Genomic DNA, 22,053 nt, shown 5'->3' on the forward strand with positions numbered 1-22,053 from the left:
CACGGAGAGACTAACGTGAAGTTCAAAGTTATCGCCCTGGCGGCATTGATGGGTTTCAGCGGGATGGCTGTGCAGGCCAATGAACTACCGGATGGTCCGCACATTGTCACTTCAGGAACGGCAAGCGTTGATGCGGTGCCAGATATCGCTATTCTTGCTATTGAAGTTAACGTGACGGCGAAGGACGCCGCTTCTGCCAAGAAGCAGGCGGATGAGCGCGTCGCGCAATATATCTCTTTCCTTGAACTCAATCAGATCGCGAAAAAAGATATCAGTTCCGCGAATTTGCGTACCCAGCCAGACTACGATTACCAGGATGGTAAAAGTATCCTGAAAGGCTATCGTGCCGTGAGAACGGTGGAAGTCACGCTTCGTCAGTTAGACAAACTGAATTCCTTGCTGGATGGCGCGCTGAAAGCCGGACTCAACGAAATTCGTTCTGTGTCGTTGGGCGTGGCACAGCCAGATGCCTATAAAGACAAAGCGCGTAAGGCTGCGATTGATAACGCGATTCATCAGGCTCAGGAGCTGGCGAACGGCTTTAATCGCAAACTGGGGCCGGTATATAGCGTGCGCTACCATGTTTCCAATTATCAGCCCAGCCCAATGGTACGCATGATGAAAGCCGATGCCGCACCGGTTTCCGCCCAGGAAACTTACGAGCAGGCCGCTATTCAGTTTGATGATCAGGTCGATGTGGTCTTCCAGTTAGAACCAGTGGATCAACAACCCGCTAAAACACCTGCCGCACAATAATACTTGTAGCCCGACTCATTTGTCGGGCTAATGTCTTTATCTGATATCGCCTCTTTTTTCTGTAATTTTCTGTAAAACCATGACATAAGCACCTATCTTTGCTTGCGATTTCATTAAGGATTAACTTACTGAAACGGTTAAGCGGACAGGGATGTTTGGAGGAAGTGGCGATGGATATTTTTATTTCGAAAAAGATGCGCAATTTTATTTTATTAGCGCAAACCAATAATATTGCCCGAGCGGCAGAAAAGTTACATATGACTGCTTCGCCGTTCGGCAAAAGTATTGCCGCGCTAGAGGAGCAAATTGGTTATACATTATTTACCCGTAAAGATAATAACATCAGCCTTAATAAAGCCGGGCAGGAGCTTTATCAAAAGCTTTTCCCTGTTTACCAACGGCTTTCTGCTATCGATAATGAAATTCATAATTCTGGACGTCGTTCTCGTGAAATTGTGATTGGTATCGATAATACCTATCCGACGATTATTTTTGATCAGTTAATTAGCCTGGGTGATAAGTACGAAGGCGTGACGGCCCAGCCCGTTGAATTCAGCGAAAATGAGGTTATCGACAATCTCTTCTATCGTCAGCTTGATTTTATTATTTCTCCGCAGCATGTTTCCGCTCGTGTACACGGGTTGGATAATCTAACAATGAGTGAACTGCCGCCGCTGCGACTGGGGTTTCTCGTTTCTCGCCGTTATGAAGAGCGTCAGGAGCAGGAGTTATTACAGGAGTTGCCCTGGTTACAGATGCGCTTTCAAAACCGTGCTAATTATGAAGCGATGATAGATGCGAACATGCGCCCTTGTGGGATCAATCCAACAATTATTTATCGCCCATACAGTTTTATGGCCAAAATCAGCGCCGTTGAGCACGGACATTTTCTTACGGTGATCCCACATTTTGCATGGCGGCTGGTGAACCCAGCTACGTTGAAATATTTTGACGCACCGCATACGCCAATGTATATGCAGGAATACCTTTATTCACTGAAAAATCATCGCTATACCGCCACGCTGCTACAGCAAATTGCTGAAGATCGTGACGGTACGAGCGATTAACCTAGCATTGAGCCCGTTTCGATCAAATTGCGATGCAGATCGAAAACGTGGCTAAGATCGTGGTGAATATGCCCGCCGGGTGCATTCTCCAGATAGCGGTGCAGATAGTCACGGTACATCGGATGTGCGCAGTTATCGATGATAGTGCGCGCGCGCTGAAGTGGAGAGAGGCCACGCAAGTCGGCGATCCCTTGTTCTGTGATGATCACTTTCACGCTGTGTTCGCTGTGATCAACATGGCTGCACATAGGCACGACGGTTGAGATCTTGCCTTCTTTAGCAATCGACGGTGCCATAAAGATCGACAAGTAAGCATTGCGTTCAAAATCACCGCTACCGCCGATACCATTCATTAAATTAACGCCGACTACGTGCGTTGAGTTGGCGTGTCCGTAAATATCAAACTCGAGGCCGACATTCAGAGCGATAACACCAAGGCGGCGGATAATTTCTGGGTTATTGGAAATCTCTTGCGGACGTAACACAATGCGACTGGCGAAGTAATCCATATTGGCGTAAATCTTGCGCAGTGAATCGGCAGAAATTGTCAGACTGGAGGCGCTGGCCCCGGTAATTTTGCCGGTTTCCAGAAGATGAACCACAGACTCCTGTAGCACTTCTGAATACATCATAAACGGAGGAATTTCCGGGTTTTCCCCCAGACGCGCCATTACCGCATTATTGATGTTGCCTACCCCGCTTTGCAGTGGCAGAAATTCCCGCGGAATGCGCCCCTGCGCCATTTCGCGCAACAAGAAGGTGACCACATTGTCGGCGATTTGCTGGCACATAGGATTTTGTTTATCCAGCGAGTTGCCTGCATCAGGTAAGTTGGTTTCCACGACGGCGACAATTTTTTTCGGATCGATTTGTACATAGCGAGTACCGACGCGATCCATCGCATGGAAGATCGACACGCTATTGCGCCGCGGTGGTGCGCCAGGAGTCACAATATCCGCCAGTTCTGCAACGCGCGGATCGTGATAATGATTGAGTTCAATGATCACTTTCTTTGCACGCAGCAACCAGGTTGGGGCATTACCGATCCCACTGGTTAACCAGACGCGCCCATCCGGAGCGAGGGCTGAGGCTTCAATTACCGCAACATCGATGTCGCCGAAAAAGCCGTAGTTGACCATTTGCGCAACTTCGCTCAAATGCAGATCAACAAAACTAACCGATCCCTGATTGATCTTTTTACGTAATCCCGATGATGTCTGGTATGGCGCGCGCCATGAAACGGCGTCAGCTTCAGAGAGTATGTCATCGGCGGCGGCGCTAATCGACGCTCCGGTCAGCAGGCGAATTTGATACGGTTTTTTCGCCTCATGTTGTTCATTGGCGCGACGGGCAATGGCGACAGGAAGAGCCTTGGGCGAACCCGCAGGAGTAAAACCACTGAATGCCACCATATCGTTGTGCTGGATTATTTCCGCCGCTTCATCGGCGGTCATCCTTGTCCGGGTAATATTCATCCTTTGCTCCTTAGTTCGTGGATCATTAATGACCGACGAAATTAGGTTTACGTTTTTCCAGGAAGGCGTTCATACCTTCCTGATAATCTTCGCTGTCATAAACCGCCCGGCGCATCCCTTGAATACGCTCAAATTCATCTGAATTCATGGTGTGCGCTTCACCCAACACGCGCAGCTCTTCCTTGATTACTGCAATGGCTAACGGCGCTTTTTCGGAAATGTGGTGAGCCATTTGTAAGGTGAAATCTTCCAGTTCATCGGCCTCAACAACGTGGTTGAGAATGCCAACAGCCAGCGCGCGTTGAGCGGTGATTGGCGAAGCGGTAAAAATCAGCTCTTTGACAATGTGGAAGCCCGCGTCACGAGTCAGGTTGTGGATCCCCACCAGGTTATACGGTACGCCCAGATTGACTGGCGTCATTGAGAAGGTAGAAGTACTGGCGGCGATGATCAGATCAGAGCTCATGATCATTTCAAATGCGCCCCCCCAGACGCTACCTTCGACCATCGAAATTACCGGTTTGGGGCATTTTTGGATCACGCGGGTAATTTGACGTAGCGGATCATCGTAAGAGAGCGGATCGCGACCTCCTGACGGCAACTCATGAATGTCGTGACCTGCGGAAAAGACTTTGGAACCACCTGGGGCGCGCAGAATGATGCAGCGGATTTCTGGACGATTGAGATCGTTTAATGCCTGAATCAGGTCATCAATAAAGACTTTACTTAACGCATTGAGTTTGCGGGCATAGTTAAACTCAATGACCGCCACTTTGTTGATGATGGCTACATTAACATACTGATAAGACATAAAAATTCCCTTAATTAAAATACTGAGTCTGGATAAAATCACTAAGCTGCCGCAAACCTGTGCGCGGCGAGAGCATATTATTTTTGACCGCTAATAGCGTTTGGCTGTAATAGCGATCGAAATCTTCATTAGTGAACAGGTGGTGCAGCACCTCTTCTTCGGTCTGTTTACGCAGCCATTCCACCGATTGTTGTTGCCGCACCTGTTGTAAACGACCGCTGGTAGTCAGTGCGGTTTTGAAATCGATAATTGCGCGCCATATCTCATCGATACCGCATTTTTCCAGAGCACTACAGGTGAGGACCTGTGGCTGCCATTCGTCATATTTGCGGCGCAGAATATGCAGAGCGCTTTCGTACATATGGCGGGTAATGGCGACATTCGTGTGGTTATCACCATCATCTTTGTTGATGACAATCAGATCTGCCATCTCCATCAAACCCTTTTTAATGCCCTGGAGATCATCGCCGCCACCGGCAATCTGTAGCGAGATAAAGCAGTCCACCATGCGGGCGACTTCCGTTTCTGACTGCCCGACGCCGACGGTTTCAACGATCACCACGTCATAACCCGCCGCTTCACATAACAGCATTAACTCCCGCGCCCGCTGGCTGGCGCCGCCAAGGTGACCAGATGACGGAACCGGGCGAATAAACGCTGCATCGGCACGCGCCAGGTCGGTCATGCGAGTCTTATCCCCAAGGATGCTGCCACCGGTTACTGGGCTGCTGGGATCGACGGCAATCACTGCGACCTTAAGCCCCTGGCGAATCAGTAACATGCCAAAGGCTTCAAGAAAGGTACTTTTTCCTGCTCCTGGCGTACCGGTAACGCCCAGTCGCAGGGCGTTACCACAAAATGGCATGATGGCATCAAGCAGTTGAGTGCTGAGTGCCTGATGGCGAGGGTGACGGCTCTCAACCAGCGTCATGGCCTGGGCGAGCGTGGCTCGCTCACCCAGACGCAGGCGTCGAATGCTGTCTGCCAGCGTGGTTTCGTTAATCATGATGTTGGCTAATCCGGTTCAGCACATCACGCACGCTGTCAAGCATGGGAGTTCCAGGACCGTAAATCGCCGCCACGCCACGCTCTTGCAGGAAGGCATAATCTTGCGGCGGAATAACGCCACCGGCGACCACGCAAATATCTTCGCGCCCCCATTTTTTCAGGGCTTCAACAAGTTCCGGGATCAGCGTTTTATGTCCTGCTGCAAGCGAGGATGCGCCCACCACATGAACGTCGTTTTCCACTGCCAGGCGGGCGATCTCTTCCGGCGTGGAGAACATGGGACTCAAATCAACGTCGAAACCAAGATCAGAATAGGCGCTGGCAATAACTTTCGCTCCGCGATCGTGTCCATCTTGTCCCATTTTGGCGATCAGAATGCGCGGGCGACGACCATTGTCGGCAAGGAACAGCTCCGTTTGCGCAACAATTGCATCAAACTCGAAGGCTGATTTTTCCGACTGATGATAGCTTTGCGCAATGACGCCGGTAACACACTGGCTCGGTACCAGATAACGGTCAAAAGCGGCTTCCAGCGCATCGGATATTTCACCAAGCGTCGCGCGAACGCGAGCCGCATTAACAGCGGCAGCCAGCAGGTTTTCGTTATGCTGTGCAGCGTGAGTCAGAGCGTTCAATGCGGCGGTTACGGCGGCATCATCACGGGTGGCGCGAATGCGTTCCAGCGAAGCAATTTGCTCGTTACGCACCATCACGTTGTCGATTTCAAGGACATCAGTTTCATCTTCGTGATCCAGTTTGTACTTGTTGACGCCGACGATCACGCGTTTGCCCTGGTCGATCAACGACTGTTCACGAGCAGACGCTTCTTCGATCATCCTTTTTGGCAGACCTGCTTCGATCGCCTTCGCCATGCCTCCGGCTTCGTCGATCTGATCAATGATGGCTCTGGCCTGTTTCACGATCTGATCGGTTAGTGACTCAACGTAATAAGAACCGGCCAGCGGATCGACGGTGCGACAGAGTTCTGACTCTTCCTGAATAATGATCTGGGTGTTACGGGCAATACGTGCCGAAAAATCGGTCGGCAAACCAAGCGCTTCATCAAAGGCATTTGTATGCAGCGACTGGGTTCCGCCAAGGGTAGCTGCCAACGCTTCAATGGTGGTGCGGATAACGTTGTTATACGGATCCTGTTCGGTGAGACTCCAGCCGGAGGTTTGACAGTGGGTGCGTAGCGCCAGCGATTTCGGATCTTTGGCACCAAACCCGCTTACTGCTTCGCTCCAGAGATAGCGTGCGGCGCGCAGCATGGCGACGTTCATAAACAGGTCCATGCCGATACCAAAGAAGAACGACAGGCGCGGGGCGAAGTCATCAATTTTTAAGCCAGCAGAGAGAGCGGCTTTGATGTACTCAATCCCATCGGCGAGAGTAAACGCCACCTGTTGCACACAGTTCGCACCGGCTTCGCCCATGTGGTAGCCGCTGATGCTAATGGTATTGAAGCGCGGCATATTGCTGGAACACCAGGCGATAATGTCAGCGATAATGCGCATAGAAGGTTTCGGTGGGTAAATATAGGTATTGCGGCAGAGGTACTCTTTGAGGATATCGTTCTGAATTGTACCCGTCAGTTTATCGGGGGGAACGCCTTGCTCTTCTGCCGCCACGATATAAAAGGCCAGCACTGGCAGGACTGCGCCGTTCATGGTCATCGAAACTGACATTTTATCCAGCGGTATTTGGTCGAAGAGCACCTTCATATCTTCTACGGTGTCGATAGCGACGCCCGCTTTGCCAACATCGCCCGCCACGCGCGGGTTATCGGAGTCGTAGCCACGGTGGGTGGCAAGGTCAAACGCCACGGAAAGACCTTTTTGCCCGGCAGCCAGGTTACGGCGATAAAAAGCGTTGGACTCTTTGGCGGTCGAGAAACCGGCATACTGACGGATGGTCCACGGTTGGGCGGTATACATGGTGGCGCGGGGACCACGAACATAGGGCGGCAAGCCAGGAAGGGTACCGGTCACTTCCAGATTGTCGAGATCGGCTTCGGTATACAGTGGCTTGATGGCGATCCCTTCCGCCGTTTGCTGAACCAGTGAGTCGACGGTTTTCTCCCGACGGCTCAACTCCTTGTTGGCAAGCTGTTGCCACTCTTGCACGTTTGACATTATTTGCTCCATAAAACGCAATAAAAATGAGGGTGTTTGCGCTTACGGTGAGCTTTTTATACGGGTTTGTCGCCAGCAAAAAAAATGGAATGGGGCGTCGTTTTTTGCCGTGTGAGATTTGTCTGTTTTGTGACGTTATTCAAAGAATAAAAAAGAAAAAAAGAAAAACGCCTGATATGTGCTACCAGGCGTTAACTGATTGATTAATCCTGACGAAGCACTTTGTGACCATAGTCGAGCAAAGCATCAGTGACTTTACGCATCATGCGGCTTTCTGGGGCAAAGCGATGCCAGTAGAGCATTCGCCGTTGGAATAGCCCGGGCGTCAGATCAATCAACTCTCCGCTGGCCAATTCTTTTTCAATTTGCAGGTGTGGGATCATACAGCAGGTTGTACCCTGGCGAGCGAGCTGCACGAAGGCTTCGGACGAGTTAACGATATGGCACGGTACGCTACCTGGCGGCAGATCGAAGTTTTGCTGCAAAAATGCCTGGTGCATATCGTCAAGATGGTCAAACGCGACTACTGGTGCTTTGAGCAGCGCAGAGCGGCTTACTCCGTTGGGGAAGTATTTCTCGGCAAACGGTTTGGAGCTGACGAACAGATAGTCGAGCGCGCCAAGTTTATCGACCAGGCAACTAGGCAGCGCCTGATGTTGAATACTCACCGCGCCGACCACTTCACCTCGGCGCAGACGCTCCTGGGTGCGAGTTTCATCTTCTACCTGTAAGTTCAGACGAATAGGCGAATCAGCCAGTACAGGAGCCAGTGCCGGAAGCAACCAGGTTGCCAGACTGTCGGCGTTGACTGCCAGCGAGAGCAGTAGTGGGGTGGAACCGGTTTGTTCATCGCCCAGCCACTCTTCTTCCAGCAGCTCGACCTGGCGAAGCAGTGCCAGTAATTTTTGCCCTTGTTCTGTCGGGCGCGGGGGAACTGTTCGCACCAACAGCGGCTGCCCGAACATATTTTCCAGTTGCTTAATGCGCTGTGAGACGGCTGATTGCGTAATGCACAACTTTTGTGCCGCGCGCTCAAATCCTCGTTCACGTATCACCGCATCCAGTGCCTGTAATGTCCTGTAGTCCGGGCGTTTCATTTCTCTAACCTGCTCCTCAAATATTCTCATGCCGAACTATGACATAATTTTGCTTTGGTTACAGAGTATTTAACGCATACAAAAGCGGTCATAGTGGACATTTTGGTTGGCAATACCGTGCTTTCTAAGCCTTTGTGAAGTACCTGGGCCGTGTGTTGTAAAGGTTGGTTTATTGGCCAATAATCCCATTGCGTCTGCGCGGGAGAACGGAGAGTTGGTGCAACGGTTTATGCAGTGGAGCTGAATATCAGGCCCCTTGTCTATCTTTTTCCTGAAGAGCAACATTGCCCGTTATTTTATGGATGAGTTAACCACGCGGCTTGCCAACGGGGTCTGAATCGCTTTTTTTGTATATAATGCGTGTGAAATTTCATACCACAGGCGAAACGATCATGACGCAGGATGAATTGAAAAAAGCAGTAGGATGGGCGGCACTTCAGTATGTTCAGCCCGGCACCATTGTTGGTGTAGGTACAGGTTCCACCGCCGCACACTTTATTGACGCGCTCGGTACAATGAAAGGCCAGATTGAAGGGGCCGTTTCCAGTTCAGATGCTTCCACTGAAAAACTGAAAAGCCTCGGCATTCACGTTTTTGATCTCAACGAAGTCGACAGCCTTGGCATCTACGTTGATGGCGCAGATGAAATCAACGGCCACATGCAAATGATCAAAGGCGGCGGCGCGGCGCTGACCCGTGAAAAAATCATTGCTTCGGTTGCGGAAAAATTTATCTGTATTGCAGATGCTTCCAAGCAGGTTGATATTCTGGGCAAATTCCCGCTGCCAGTAGAAGTTATCCCGATGGCACGTAGTGCAGTGGCCCGCCAGCTGGTGAAACTGGGCGGTCGTCCGGAATACCGTCAGGGCGTGGTGACCGATAATGGCAACGTGATCCTCGACGTCCATGGCATGGAAATCCTTGACCCGATCGCGATGGAAAACGCTATAAATGCGATTCCTGGCGTGGTGACCGTTGGCTTGTTTGCTAACCGTGGCGCGGACGTTGCGCTGATTGGCACACCTGACGGTGTCAAAACCATTGTGAAATGATCTGACGGGGGAACCTCCCCCGTTAAAAAAATTCTCTTCGTTAAATTTGGTGACATGTGTCACGTTTTTACCGGGCTATTGTCGATTGCTCTAAATAAATCCTCTAAACCAGCATATTCATCCAAGAAATACCTTTGCGTGATATTTCCTCAACATCGCGACGCAAACGTTCATATTGCCGCAATATTATTTTTTGATATGTTGAAAGGCGGACGCAAATCCGCACACAACATTTCAAAGACAGGATTGGGTAAATGGCAAAGGTATCGCTGGAGAAAGACAAGATTAAGTTTCTGCTGGTAGAAGGCGTGCATCAAAAGGCGCTCGAAAGCCTTCGCGCGGCAGGTTACACCAACATCGAATTTCACAAAGGCGCGCTGGATGATGAACAATTAAAAGAATCCATCCGCGATGCCCACTTCATCGGCTTGCGATCCCGTACCCATCTGACCGAAGACGTGATCAATGCTGCTGAAAAACTGGTCGCTATTGGCTGTTTCTGCATTGGGACCAACCAGGTTGATTTGAATGCTGCGGCAAAACGCGGGATCCCGGTATTTAATGCCCCGTTTTCAAATACGCGTTCCGTTGCTGAGCTGGTGATTGGCGAACTTCTGCTGCTATTACGCGGAGTGCCGGAAGCCAACGCCAAAGCGCACCGTGGCGTATGGAACAAGCTGGCCGCAGGCTCTTTTGAAGCGCGCGGCAAAAAGCTGGGTATCATCGGCTACGGTCATATTGGTACGCAATTGGGCATTCTGGCTGAATCGCTGGGAATGTATGTTTACTTTTATGATATTGAAAACAAACTGCCGCTGGGCAACGCCACTCAGGTACAGCATCTTTCTGACCTGCTGAATATGAGCGATGTAGTGAGTCTGCATGTGCCAGAGAATGCCTCTACCAAAAATATGATGGGCGCGAAAGAGATCTCGCTGATGAAGCCGGGCTCGCTACTGATTAACGCTTCGCGCGGAACGGTGGTTGATATTCCGGCGCTGTGTGACGCTCTGGCGAGCAAACATCTGGCAGGGGCCGCAATCGACGTGTTCCCGACGGAACCGGCGACTAACAGCGATCCATTTACCTCTCCGCTGTGCGAATTCGACAATGTTCTGCTGACGCCACACATTGGCGGTTCGACTCAGGAAGCGCAGGAGAATATCGGCCTGGAAGTTGCGGGCAAATTAATCAAGTACTCTGACAATGGCTCCACACTCTCTGCGGTGAACTTCCCGGAAGTCTCACTGCCGCTGCATGGTGGTCGCCGTCTGATGCACATCCACGAAAACCGTCCGGGCGTGCTGACTGCGCTGAACAAAATATTTGCCGAGCAGGGCGTTAACATCGCTGCCCAGTATCTGCAAACCTCTGCGCAAATGGGTTACGTAGTTATTGATATTGAAGCTGACGAAGACGTTGCTGAAAAAGCGTTACAGGCCATGAAAGCTATTCCGGGTACTGTTCGCGCCCGTCTGCTGTACTAATCCCCCTTCTCTGACAATCAACGGGCAGGTCACTGACTTTGCCCGTTTTTTTATCTCTTTTACCGCGCTAATTACGGCATTTGCATCGCTGTGTAATCGCCTTTGCGAGCCTGCTCGAAGAAATAAATTAAAGCCAGATCAATGCGTTGTGTTTATTCAAAGAGGATTTACGATGGCGGGGCAGCACAGGGCTGTAACGGTAAAGCCCTCACCGAAGCGAGGGCTTAAAGGAGAAGGGTTATGATGCGACTTGTCATCATACTGATTGTACTGTTACTCATAAGTTTCCCAGCTTATTAACAGTCAGTCTCAGGGGAGGAGCAATCCTCCCTTACCCTTACTCACTAAATTAGGTCAAAGAATCAACGATGTCAATCAGGGCGATGCAGGTGTGTCGCCCTCACCACTCCCAGATTTTCGATGGCGTAACCACCGCAGGCAGCGGGACGTCCCATTCTTCTACGGGGAGTTTTTCCACCAACTGGCAATCATGGGCATAACCTACTGGCTGCATGTTGTAGTGCTGCCAGTTTTGCAATGTCCGATCATAAAATCCACCGCCCATTCCGAGGCGTTGACCGAACTCATCAAAGGCGACCAGCGGCGTTATCAGGACGTCTAATCGGGAAAGGGGTAGCACGTCACGCACGTCCAGTTTTGGCTCGTGGATCTTCAACCTGTTCATCACCAGTTCACTCTTAGGATGGTAATTCAGGAACAGTAAATTACCGGCACTAAAGGGATGTAAAACTGGAAGATACACGCGCTTACCTGCGCGCCAGAGTTGTTCTATGAGCGGCTGGGTGTCGAGTTCGCCATCAAAAGAGAGAAATACAGCGACCGTATGTGCCATCACCACCGGGGGATAAGTCATCATCCGGGCAGCGGCTTTTTGACCCATTTCCAGCTGTTGCTCCGGCGTTAACGCACGACGACGCTGCCGAATCATTTTACGGATTTCTTGTCGGGATAATGTCAGTGGGAGTTCTGGTAGTTGTGTCATGGCTGGTGCCAGATAAGAAGGGAATCTCCGAGATGCCGCCGCAGGCTGTAACCCTTGAACCCTTGGTTCAAGGTGAATGTGTCGTCGCAGTTTTAAGGCTTCTCGGACGGACCGAGCATGCTCACCAACCACGGAGCGCCACATTCTTGTGGTATGAAATATCGGCTCAGGGGACTGGCCCGCTTGCGAACATCTCAGAGAAATTTTGTCTTCACGGTTACTCTACCACAGTAAACCGGAAAGTGTCATTCAAAGTTTTGGTTCGTTTTTTCGGTGATGCGACCTTGTTCAAGTAACGCTTGTTCTATGGTCTGTTGCAGCATCCGAATACGCTGTTCCATACTTGCCGCGTAGTCACGAGTCTTCGCTTTTTCTTGCGCTAACTCATAGCTGATATTCAATGCGGCAATGAAGACCAACTGTTCAGTATTTGTGACTCTAGTGCGTTCTTTCAGATCTTGCAACCGTTGGTTCAGATCGTCCGCAGCCTGATTCAACGCATCCCTTTGGTCAGGCGGGCAGTTCACACGCAGTGAACGGCCAAAAATTTGGATATCGACGGGTTGTGCAGACATGCCACCTTCCTGCTGATTGACTGCGCTGCCTTCGCCTTCAGACCTTTGGTCTGCGAAGGGGCGAAACTATAGCTACCCTGGTGCAATGAGACAAGCCCTTTTCTGGTCCACCAGGGTCCAAAGTGATAGCATATCATGAATCTTCCTCCCTTTGATGCCGAATGCTTATGTCAATACAGAACGAAATGCCTGGTTACAATGAAATGAACCAGTATCTGAACCAACAAGGGACAGGTCTGACCCCTGCTGAGATGCATGGTTTAATCAGTGGGATGATATGTGGCGGTAATGATGACAGCTCCTGGCTGCCGCTGCTTCACGACCTGACGAACGAAGGTATGGCTTTCGGGCATGAACTTGCCCAGGCATTGCGCAAAATGCACTCTGCCACCAGTGATGCCTTGCAAGATGACGGCTTCCTTTTTCAGCTTTATCTGCCTGATGGCGATGACGTTAGCGTTTTCGATCGCGCTGATGCGTTGGCAGGCTGGGTAAATCACTTCCTGCTCGGTCTTGGCGTCACTCAGCCGAAGCTGGATAAAGTGACCGGTGAAACTGGCGAAGCCATTGACGATCTGCGTAACATCGCGCAACTGGGCTACGACGAAGACGAAGATCAAGAAGAGCTGGAAATGTCGCTTGAAGAGATCATCGAGTACGTCCGTGTTGCCGCGCTGTTATGCCACGACACCTTTACTCATCCGCAACCAACCGCACCAGAAGTACAAAAACCAACTCTACACTAAAAACAAAAAACGTAAGGAGAGTGTTATGAGTGAGATATCTCAGCAGGAATTTCAGCGCCGCCGTCAGGCCCTGGTGGAGCAAATGCAACCCGGCAGCGCCGCGCTGATTTTTGCGGCACCAGAAGTGACCCGTAGCGCCGACAGCGAATACCCCTATCGTCAGAACAGCGACTTCTGGTACTTCACCGGCTTTAATGAACCGGAAGCGGTGCTGGTGCTGATTAAAAGCGATGACACTCATAACCACAGCGTTTTGTTTAACCGCGTGCGTGACCTGACAGCGGAGATCTGGTTTGGCCGTCGTTTAGGTCAGGATGCCGCGCCAGAGAAACTGGCCGTTGATCGCGCTCTGGCGTTCAGCGAAATCAATCAGCAACTTTATCAACTACTTAATGGTCTGGATGTGGTTTACCACGCCCAGGGCGAATATGCATATGCTGATGAAATCGTGAATAGTGCGCTGGAAAAACTGCGTAAAGGCTCGCGGCAAAATCTCACCGCGCCAGCAACGATGATCGACTGGCGTCCCATTGTTCATGAAATGCGCCTGTTCAAATCGCCGGAAGAGATTGCCGTACTTCGCCGCGCGGGTGAAATCACCGCACTGGCGCATACCCGGGCGATGGAAAAATGCCGTCCGGGGATGTTCGAGTACCATCTGGAAGGCGAAATTCACCACGAATTCAACCGCCACGGTGCGCGCTATCCTTCCTATAACACCATTGTCGGCAGCGGTGAAAACGGCTGCATTCTGCATTACACCGAAAACGAGTGTGAACTGCGCGACGGCGACCTGGTGTTGATTGACGCAGGTTGTGAATATAAAGGTTACGCGGGCGATATCACCCGTACCTTCCCGGTCAATGGCAAATTCACCCAGGCCCAGCGTGAAATCTACGACATTGTGCTGGAATCTCTTGAAACCAGCCTGCGCCTGTATCGTCCGGGAACCTCCATTCAGGAAGTCACCGGGGAAGTTGTGCGTATCATGGTTAGCGGCCTGGTAAAACTCGGCATCCTCAAAGGTGAAGTCGATGAACTGATCGCTCAGAACGCCCATCGTCCTTTCTTTATGCATGGCCTTAGCCACTGGTTAGGACTGGATGTCCATGATGTGGGCGTTTATGGCCAGGAGCGCTCGCGCATTCTTGAACCGGGTATGGTGCTGACCGTAGAGCCTGGTCTGTATATTGCGCCGGATGCGGATGTACCAGAACAATATCGAGGGATCGGCATTCGTATTGAAGACGACATTGTGATTACCGAAAACGGCAACGAAAACCTCACCGCCAGCGTGGTGAAAAAGCCGGAAGAAATTGAAGCGTTGATGGCAGCTGCGAGAAAGCAATGAGCGTAATCATCGTCGGTGGCGGCATGGCGGGCGCGACGCTGGCGCTGGCTATTTCCCGGTTAAGTCACGGGGCGCTGCCGGTACATTTGATTGAAGCGACCGCGCCAGAGTCACATGCTCATCCGGGCTTTGATGGGCGAGCGATTGCGCTGGCGGCGGGTACCTGCCAGCAACTGGCGCGCATTGGCGTCTGGCAATCTCTGGCTGATTGCGCAACCGCCATCACCACCGTGCATGTCAGTGATCGCGGTCATGCCGGATTCGTCACCCTCGCCGCAGAAGATTACCAACTGGCGGCGCTGGGGCAGGTTGTCGAATTGCATAATGTCGGGCAGCGGCTGTTTTCGCTGTTGCGCAAAGCGCCTGGCGTAACGGTGCATTGCCCGGATCGCATTGCTAATGTTGTTCGTACCCCAGCTAACGTTGAAGTGACGCTGGAGAGTGGCGAGACGCTGACGGGCCGCGTGCTGATAGCCGCTGATGGCACCCATTCAGCGTTAGCCACTGTGTGCGGCGTTGACTGGCAGCAGGAGCCCTACGAACAACTGGCTGTGATTGCGAACGTTGCGACTTCCGTTGCGCACGAAGGCCGCGCTTTTGAACGCTTTACGCAACATGGTCCACTGGCGATGTTGCCGATGTCTGAAGGACGCTGTTCGCTGGTCTGGTGTCATCCACTGGAACGGCGCGAAGAAGTGTTGGCGTGGAGCGACGAGAAGTTTTGCAGTGAACTCCAGTCTGCCTTTGGCTGGCGACTGGGGCAAATTACCCACGCCGGTAAACGCAGTGCTTATCCGCTGGCGTTAACCCGCGCCGCCAGACCGATTACCCATCGCACCGTGCTGGTGGGCAATGCGGCGCAAACCCTGCACCCGATTGCCGGGCAAGGATTTAACCTCGGTATGCGTGATGTGATGAGCCTTGCGGAAACCCTGACCCAGGCGCAGGAGCGCGCAGAAGACATTGGTGATTACGGCGTATTATGCCGTTATCAGCAGCGTCGACAGAGCGATCGCGAAGCAACCATCGGCGTCACGGACAGTCTGGTACATCTTTTTGCCAACCGTTGGGCGCCGCTGGTTGTCGGGCGCAACATCGGACTGATGACGATGGAATTATTCACCCCGGCACGCGATGTGCTGGCGCAGCGCACCCTCGGTTGGGTGGCGCGTTGAAGGCGGTTTTAAGGAATAAACAATGCAAAGTGTTGATGTAGCCATTGTTGGCGGCGGCATGGTGGGGCTGGCGGTTGCCTGCGGCTTACAGGGGAGCGGCTTACGCGTTGCCGTACTGGAGCAGCGCGTACCGGAACCTCTGGCGGCGGATGCACCACCACAACTGCGCGTTTCGGCTATCAATGCCGCCAGCGAAAAATTACTCACCCGTCTTGGCGTCTGGCAGGACATCCTCTCTCGCCGAGCCAGCTGTTATCACGGTATGGAAGTGTGGGATAAAGACAGTTTTGGTCACATCTCGTTTGACGATCAAAGCATGGGCTATAGCCATCTTGGGCATATCGTTGAAAACTCAGTGATTCATTACTCGCTGTGGAACAAAGCACAGCAGTCATCAGATATCACCCTGCTGGCCCCCGCAGAATTACAGCAGGTCGCCTGGGGGGAAAACGAAACCTTCCTGACGCTGAAAGATGGCAGCATGTTAACGGCGCGTCTGGTAATTGGTGCGGACGGCGCTAATTCCTGGTTGCGCAACAAGGCCGATATTCCGCTGACTTTCTGGGATTATCAGCATCACGCGCTGGTGGCGACCATTCGCACGGAAGAACCGCATGATGCGGTGGCGCGGCAGGTTTTCCATGGCGAAGGCATTCTGGCCTTTTTACCGCTTAGCGATCCGCATCTTTGCTCGATTGTCTGGTCACTGTCGCCAGAGGAAGCGCAGCGGATGCAGCAGGCAGGGGAAGACGAATTTAATCGCGCGTTAAATATCGCTTTTGATAATCGCCTGGGCTTATGCAAGGTTGAGAGCGCGCGTCAGGTGTTCCCACTGACGGGGCGTTATGCGCGCCAGTTTGCCGCGCACCGTCTGGCGCTGGTGGGCGACGCCGCGCATACCATTCACCCGCTGGCGGGGCAGGGGGTAAATCTCGGCTTTATGGATGCTGCAGAGCTGATTGCTGAACTGAAACGGTTGCACCGTCAGGGTAAAGACATCGGGCAGTACATTTACCTGCGTCGCTATGAGCGTAGCCGTAAGCACAGCGCAGCGCTGATGCTGGCAGGTATGCAGGGCTTTCGCGATCTGTTTTCCGGTACCAATCCGGCGAAAAAACTGCTGCGTGATATTGGTCTGAAACTGGCCGACACGCTTCCTGGCGTTAAACCACAACTTATCCGCCAGGCAATGGGATTAAACGATTTGCCTGAATGGCTGCGTTAAAAATTTCTCCTCTGTTGTTTATTTGATACCCATCACACTTTCATCTCCCGGTTTTTTCGCCGGGAGATTTTCCTCATTTGAAATAAACTAATTTCACCTGCAATTTCGCATTATATTTTCTAATGTCGTTAATTTTTGATTTAGTGATTTTTGACAATTTTTTAGTTCTTAATATCGCTTTATTCAAAACTGTTTTATTAATTCGTTATGTTTGTTTGCTGGTATCGTGTTATTTGGTTTTTTGTCCTGTTGTCATTTTTGCGGTTTTTAACCATAAGCTAATGTGATGATCAATTTTTCCTTATGGTTAACCGTCTGTTTCGGTGGTAAGTTCAGGGAAAAGAGAACGATTGCGTTGGGGACCGGGAGTGGCTCCAGTGCTGGGTTTCGTGGTGACAATTTCACCGCGAAAAGTTGTCAGCCCCGCTTATTCAATGAGGACAAGATGGCACAACAGACTCCTTTGTACGAACAACACACGCTTTGCGGCGCTCGCATGGTGGATTTCCACGGCTGGATGATGCCGCTGCATTACGGTTCGCAAATCGACGAACATCATGCGGTACGTACCGATGCCGGAATGTTTGATGTGTCGCATATGACCATCGTCGATCTCCGCGGCAGCCGCACCCGGGAGTTTCTGCGTTATCTGCTGGCGAACGATGTGGCGAAGCTCACCAAAAGCGGCAAAGCCCTTTACTCGGGGATGCTGAATGCCTCTGGCGGTGTGATAGATGACCTCATCGTCTACTACTTCACTGAAGATTTCTTCCGCCTCGTTGTTAACTCCGCCACCCGCGAAAAAGACCTCTCCTGGATTACCCAACACGCTGAACCTTTCGGCATCGAAATTACCGTTCGTGATGACCTTTCCATGATTGCCGTACAAGGGCCGAATGCGCAGGCAAAAGCTGCCACACTGTTTAATGATGCCCAGCGTCAGGCAGTGGAAGGGATGAAACCGTTCTTTGGCGTGCAGGCGGGCGATCTGTTTATTGCCACCACCGGTTATACCGGTGAAGCGGGTTATGAAATTGCGCTGCCCAATGAAAAAGCGGCCGATTTCTGGCGCGCGCTGGTGGAAGCGGGCGTTAAGCCATGCGGCCTGGGCGCGCGTGACACGCTGCGTCTGGAAGCGGGCATGAATTTGTATAGTCAGGAGATGGACGAAACCATTTCTCCTTTAGTCGCCAACATGGGCTGGACTATCGCCTGGGAACCGGCAGATCGTGACTTTATCGGTCGTGAAGCTCTGGAAGCGCAGCGTGAACATGGCACAGAAAAACTGGTTGGTCTGGTGATGACCGAAAAAGGCGTGCTGCGTAATGAACTGCCGGTACGTTTTACCGATGCGCAGGGCAACCAGCATGAAGGCATTATCACCAGCGGTACTTTCTCCCCGACGCTGGGTTACAGCATTGCGCTGGCGCGCGTGCCGGAAGGTATTGGTGAAACAGCGATTGTGCAAATTCGCAACCGTGAAATGCCGGTTAAAGTGACGAAACCTGTTTTTGTGCGTAACGGCAAAGCCGTCGCGTGATTACTTTTTTGGAGATTGATTGATGAGCAACGTACCAGCAGAACTGAAATACAGCAAAGAACACGAATGGCTGCGTAAAGAAGCCGACGGCACTTACACCGTTGGCATCACCGAACACGCTCAGGAGTTGTTGGGCGATATGGTGTTTGTTGACCTGCCGGAAGTCGGCGCAACGGTTAGCGCGGGCGATGACTGCGCGGTTGCCGAATCAGTAAAAGCGGCGTCAGACATTTATGCGCCAGTAAGCGGTGAAATCGTGGCGGTAAACGACGCGCTGAGCGATTCCCCGGAACTGGTGAACAGCGAACCGTATGCAGGCGGCTGGATCTTTAAAATCAAAGCCAGCGATGAAAGCGAACTGGAATCACTGCTGGATGCAACCGCATACGAAGCATTGTTAGAAAACGAGTAACGGCTTTAATCCTCTTCTGCGGGAGAGGATCAGGGTGAGGGAAAGTTACGCCTCACCCTCACTCTCTTCGCAAGGAGAGAGGTTCACAATTCACTGCACGTTTCAGGAACCATCGCTCATGACACAGACGTTAAGCCAGCTTGAAAACAGCGGCGCTTTTATTGAACGCCATATCGGACCGGACGCCGCGCAACAGCAAGAAATGCTGAATGCCGTTGGTGCACAATCGTTAAACGCGCTGACCGGCCAGATTGTGCCGAAAGATATTCAGCTTGCGACTCCGCCGCAGGTTGGCGCACCGGCGACCGAATACGCCGCGCTGGCGGAACTCAAGGCTATTGCCAGTCGCAATAAACGCTTCACGTCTTACATTGGCATGGGTTACACCGCCGTGCAGTTGCCGCCGGTTATTCTGCGTAACATGCTGGAAAATCCGGGCTGGTATACCGCGTATACTCCGTATCAACCTGAAGTCTCCCAGGGCCGCCTCGAAGCGCTGCTCAACTTCCAGCAGGTAACGCTGGATTTAACCGGGCTGGATATGGCTTCGGCTTCTCTTCTTGACGAAGCCACCGCTGCCGCCGAAGCAATGGCGATGGCGAAACGCGTCAGCAAACTGAAAAATGCCAACCGCTTCTTTGTTGCTTCTGACGTTCATCCGCAAACGCTGGATGTGGTTCGCACCCGTGCCGAAACCTTTGGTTTTGAAGTGATTGTCGATGACGCGCAAAAAGTTCTCGATCACCAGGAAGTGTTCGGCGTGCTGTTACAGCAGGTGGGTACGACGGGCGAAATCCACGACTACACTGCGCTTATCAGCGAACTGAAATCACGCAAAATTGTGGTCAGCGTCGCCGCCGATATTATGGCGCTGGTGCTGTTAACTGCGCCGGGTAAACAGGGCGCAGATATTGTCTTTGGTTCGGCGCAACGTTTTGGCGTGCCGATGGGCTACGGTGGCCCACACGCGGCATTCTTTGCGGCGAAAGATGAATACAAACGCTCCATGCCGGGCCGTATTATCGGTGTATCGAAAGATGCCGTGGGCAATACCGCTCTGCGCATGGCGATGCAGACTCGCGAGCAACATATCCGCCGTGAGAAAGCGAACTCCAACATTTGTACTTCACAGGTACTGCTGGCAAACATCGCCAGCCTGTATGCCGTTTATCACGGTCCGGTTGGCCTGAAACGTATCGCTAACCGCATTCACCGTTTGACCGATATCCTGGCGGCGGGCCTGCAACAAAAAGGTCTGAAGCTGCGCCATGTGCACTATTTCGACACTTTGTGTGTGGAAGTGGCCGACAAAGCGGGCGTCCTGGCGCGTGCCGAAGCGGCTGAAATCAACCTGCGTAGCGATATTCTGAACGCGGTTGGGATCACCCTTGATGAAACAACCACGCGCGAAAACGTGATGCAGCTTTTCAGCGTGCTGCTGGGCGATAACCACGGGCTGGACATCGACACGCTGGACAAAGACGTGGCTCACGACAGCCGCTCTATTCAACCTGCGATGCTGCGTGATGACGAAATCCTCACCCATCCGGTGTTTAATCGCTACCATAGCGAAACCGAAATGATGCGCTATATGCACTCGCTGGAGCGTAAAGATCTGGCGCTGAATCAGGCGATGATCCCGCTGGGTTCCTGCACCATGAAACTGAACGCCGCCGCCGAGATGATCCCAATCACCTGGCCGGAATTTGCCGAACTGCACCCGTTCTGCCCGCCCGAGCAGGCCGAAGGTTATCAGCAGATGATCGCGCAGCTGGCTGACTGGCTGGTGAAATTGACCGGTTACGACGCCGTCTGTATGCAGCCGAACTCTGGCGCACAGGGCGAATACGCGGGCCTGCTGGCGATTCGTCATTATCATGAAAGCCGCAACGAAGGGCATCGCGATATCTGCCTGATCCCGGCTTCTGCGCACGGAACTAACCCCGCTTCTGCACATATGGCAGGAATGCAGGTGGTGGTTGTGGCGTGTGATAAAAACGGCAACATCGATCTGGCTGATCTGCGCGCGAAAGCGGAACAGGCGGGCGATAACCTCTCCTGTATCATGGTGACCTATCCGTCCACCCACGGCGTGTATGAAGAAACGATCCGTGAAGTGTGTGAAGTCGTGCATCAGTTCGGCGGTCAGGTTTACCTTGATGGTGCGAACATGAATGCTCAGGTTGGCATCACCTCGCCGGGCTTTATTGGCGCAGACGTTTCGCACCTCAACCTGCATAAAACTTTCTGCATTCCGCACGGCGGTGGTGGTCCGGGTATGGGACCGATCGGCGTGAAAGCGCATTTGGCACCGTTTGTACCGGGTCATAGCGTGGTGCAAATCGAAGGCATGTTAACCCGTCAGGGCGCGGTTTCTGCGGCACCGTTCGGTAGCGCCTCTATCCTGCCAATCAGCTGGATGTACATCCGCATGATGGGCGCAGAAGGGCTGAAAAAAGCAAGTCAGGTGGCAATCCTCAACGCCAACTATATTGCCAGCCGCCTGCAGGATGCCTTCCCGGTGCTGTATACCGGTCGCGACGGTCGCGTGGCGCATGAATGTATTCTCGATATTCGCCCGCTGAAAGAAGAAACCGGCATCAGCGAGCTGGATATTGCCAAGCGCCTGATCGACTACGGTTTCCACGCGCCGACGATGTCGTTCCCGGTGGCGGGTACGCTGATGGTTGAACCGACTGAATCTGAAAGCAAAGTGGAACTGGATCGCTTTATCGACGCGATGCTGGCTATCCGCGCAGAAATTGACCAGGTGAAAGCAGGTGTCTGGTCGCTGGAAGATAACCCGCTGGTGAACGCGCCGCACATTCAGAGCGAACTGGTCGCCGAGTGGGCGCATCCGTACAGTCGTGAAGTTGCAGTATTCCCGGCAGGTGTGGCAGACAAATACTGGCCGACGGTGAAACGTCTGGATGATGTTTACGGCGACCGTCACCTGTTCTGCTCCTGCGTACCGATTAGCGAATACCAGTAATTTACTGATTCGACTCTCTTCTAAAGGCGCTTCGGCGCCTTTGACACTGATGTCAAACTCAACATTGCCTGATGCACTTCGTTTATCAGGCCTACATAGTCTGTGCAATGTATTGAATTTGCACGATCTTGTAGGCAGGATAAGGC

20 protein-coding genes and 1 other RNA gene are annotated in these 22,053 nt (G+C 52.2%); 12 read left to right on the forward strand and 9 right to left on the reverse strand.

Annotation, left to right across the window (positions count from 1 at the left end; translation table 11 throughout):
- Positions 1-15: 15 nt before the first annotated feature.
- Positions 16-756: an oxidative stress defense protein gene (locus D9741_RS02055; protein ID WP_064529765.1), complete on the forward strand. Its 741-nt coding sequence runs from the start codon at positions 16-18 to the stop codon at positions 754-756.
- Positions 757-926: 170 nt separating this feature from the next.
- A complete protein-coding gene (locus D9741_RS02060) occupies positions 927-1,823 on the forward strand; it encodes a LysR family transcriptional regulator (RefSeq protein ID WP_130207863.1) in 897 nt (298 codons plus the stop codon).
- Here the strand turns inward: D9741_RS02060 and scpC are convergent.
- The 5 genes from scpC to argP form a co-directional block, all read right to left on the reverse strand.
- Positions 1,820-3,298 carry a propionyl-CoA:succinate CoA transferase gene (scpC, locus tag D9741_RS02065; protein ID WP_130217987.1) on the reverse strand — a complete coding sequence of 493 codons (1,479 nt, stop codon included), beginning with the start codon at positions 3,296-3,298 and terminating at the stop codon, positions 1,820-1,822. The two genes, D9741_RS02060 and scpC, sit on opposite strands and share 4 nt — an antisense overlap.
- A 25-nt stretch (positions 3,299-3,323) precedes the next feature.
- Positions 3,324-4,109 carry a methylmalonyl-CoA decarboxylase gene (scpB, locus tag D9741_RS02070; RefSeq protein ID WP_130217985.1) on the reverse strand — a complete coding sequence of 262 codons (786 nt, stop codon included), beginning with the start codon at positions 4,107-4,109 and terminating at the stop codon, positions 3,324-3,326.
- Positions 4,110-4,119: 10 nt separating this feature from the next.
- Positions 4,120-5,115: a methylmalonyl Co-A mutase-associated GTPase MeaB gene (meaB, locus tag D9741_RS02075; RefSeq protein WP_130217983.1), complete on the reverse strand. Its 996-nt coding sequence runs from the start codon at positions 5,113-5,115 to the stop codon at positions 4,120-4,122.
- A complete protein-coding gene (gene scpA, locus D9741_RS02080) occupies positions 5,108-7,252 on the reverse strand; it encodes a methylmalonyl-CoA mutase (protein ID WP_130217981.1) in 2,145 nt (714 codons plus the stop codon). The genes meaB and scpA overlap by 8 nt, the downstream gene beginning before the upstream one ends.
- Positions 7,253-7,455: 203 nt before the next feature.
- Positions 7,456-8,349: a DNA-binding transcriptional regulator ArgP gene (gene argP, locus D9741_RS02085; RefSeq protein WP_000828349.1), complete on the reverse strand. Its 894-nt coding sequence runs from the start codon at positions 8,347-8,349 to the stop codon at positions 7,456-7,458.
- Positions 8,350-8,741: 392 nt separating this feature from the next.
- Here argP and rpiA point away from each other — a divergent pair, with 392 nt between their 5' ends.
- From rpiA to ibsC, 3 genes are all read left to right on the forward strand, one after another.
- Complete coding sequence (gene rpiA, locus D9741_RS02090; protein WP_000189743.1) at positions 8,742-9,401, forward strand: ribose-5-phosphate isomerase RpiA; 660 nt, start codon at positions 8,742-8,744, stop codon at positions 9,399-9,401.
- 254 nt (positions 9,402-9,655) lie between these two features.
- Entirely contained in the window at positions 9,656-10,888 is a 1,233-nt protein-coding gene (gene serA / locus D9741_RS02095; protein ID WP_130217979.1) for a phosphoglycerate dehydrogenase, read from the forward strand.
- A 240-nt stretch (positions 10,889-11,128) separates the two neighbouring features.
- A complete protein-coding gene (ibsC, locus tag D9741_RS02100) occupies positions 11,129-11,188 on the forward strand; it encodes a type I toxin-antitoxin system toxin IbsC (protein WP_071525914.1) in 60 nt (19 codons plus the stop codon).
- A gap of 100 nt (positions 11,189-11,288) precedes the next feature.
- Here the strand turns inward: ibsC and D9741_RS02105 are convergent, their stop codons facing one another.
- The 3 genes from D9741_RS02105 to zapA form a co-directional block, all read right to left on the reverse strand.
- Entirely contained in the window at positions 11,289-11,891 is a 603-nt protein-coding gene (locus tag D9741_RS02105; protein ID WP_130217977.1) for a 5-formyltetrahydrofolate cyclo-ligase, read from the reverse strand.
- A 20-nt stretch (positions 11,892-11,911) separates the two neighbouring features.
- Positions 11,912-12,095, reverse strand: a non-coding RNA gene (ssrS, locus tag D9741_RS02110) — 6S RNA.
- 41 nt (positions 12,096-12,136) lie between these two features.
- Positions 12,137-12,466, reverse strand: a complete 330-nt coding sequence (zapA, locus tag D9741_RS02115; RefSeq protein ID WP_001276008.1) for a cell division protein ZapA — start codon at positions 12,464-12,466, stop codon at positions 12,137-12,139.
- A 167-nt stretch (positions 12,467-12,633) separates the two neighbouring features.
- Here zapA and ygfB point away from each other — a divergent pair, with 167 nt between their 5' ends.
- From ygfB to ubiI, 4 genes are read left to right on the forward strand one after another with little or no spacing between them, the layout of a single operon-like run.
- Entirely contained in the window at positions 12,634-13,212 is a 579-nt protein-coding gene (gene ygfB, locus D9741_RS02120) for a UPF0149 family protein YgfB (protein WP_001295378.1), read from the forward strand.
- 25 nt (positions 13,213-13,237) lie between these two features.
- Positions 13,238-14,563, forward strand: a complete 1,326-nt coding sequence (pepP, locus tag D9741_RS02125; RefSeq protein WP_130217975.1) for a Xaa-Pro aminopeptidase — start codon at positions 13,238-13,240, stop codon at positions 14,561-14,563.
- A complete protein-coding gene (gene ubiH, locus D9741_RS02130) occupies positions 14,560-15,738 on the forward strand; it encodes a 2-octaprenyl-6-methoxyphenyl hydroxylase (RefSeq protein WP_130217973.1) in 1,179 nt (392 codons plus the stop codon). The genes pepP and ubiH overlap by 4 nt, the downstream gene beginning before the upstream one ends.
- Positions 15,739-15,760: 22 nt before the next feature.
- On the forward strand, positions 15,761-16,963 hold the full coding sequence (ubiI, locus tag D9741_RS02135; protein WP_130217971.1) for an FAD-dependent 2-octaprenylphenol hydroxylase: 1,203 nt from the start codon (positions 15,761-15,763) through the stop codon (positions 16,961-16,963).
- Positions 16,964-17,036: 73 nt separating this feature from the next.
- On the opposite strand, the gene D9741_RS02140 is transcribed toward ubiI, so the two are convergent.
- Complete coding sequence (locus tag D9741_RS02140) at positions 17,037-17,120, reverse strand: hypothetical protein (RefSeq protein WP_130218303.1); 84 nt, start codon at positions 17,118-17,120, stop codon at positions 17,037-17,039.
- Positions 17,121-17,408: 288 nt separating this feature from the next.
- Between D9741_RS02140 and gcvT the strand changes: the two genes are divergently transcribed.
- From gcvT to gcvP, 3 genes are all read left to right on the forward strand, one after another.
- Positions 17,409-18,503, forward strand: coding sequence for a glycine cleavage system aminomethyltransferase GcvT (gene gcvT, locus D9741_RS02145; protein WP_130217969.1), 1,095 nt, complete (start codon positions 17,409-17,411; stop codon positions 18,501-18,503).
- A 22-nt stretch (positions 18,504-18,525) separates the two neighbouring features.
- Positions 18,526-18,915, forward strand: a complete 390-nt coding sequence (gene gcvH, locus D9741_RS02150; RefSeq protein WP_130217967.1) for a glycine cleavage system protein GcvH — start codon at positions 18,526-18,528, stop codon at positions 18,913-18,915.
- 118 nt (positions 18,916-19,033) lie between these two features.
- Positions 19,034-21,907 (forward strand): aminomethyl-transferring glycine dehydrogenase, encoded by a 2,874-nt coding sequence (gcvP, locus tag D9741_RS02155; RefSeq protein ID WP_130217965.1) that lies wholly within the window; start codon positions 19,034-19,036, stop codon positions 21,905-21,907.
- The last annotated feature ends 146 nt before the right edge of the window (positions 21,908-22,053 follow it).

Origin of the sequence: Escherichia sp. E14V7 (assembly GCF_004212225.1) — a bacterium.
Taxonomy (GTDB): domain Bacteria; phylum Pseudomonadota; class Gammaproteobacteria; order Enterobacterales; family Enterobacteriaceae; genus Escherichia.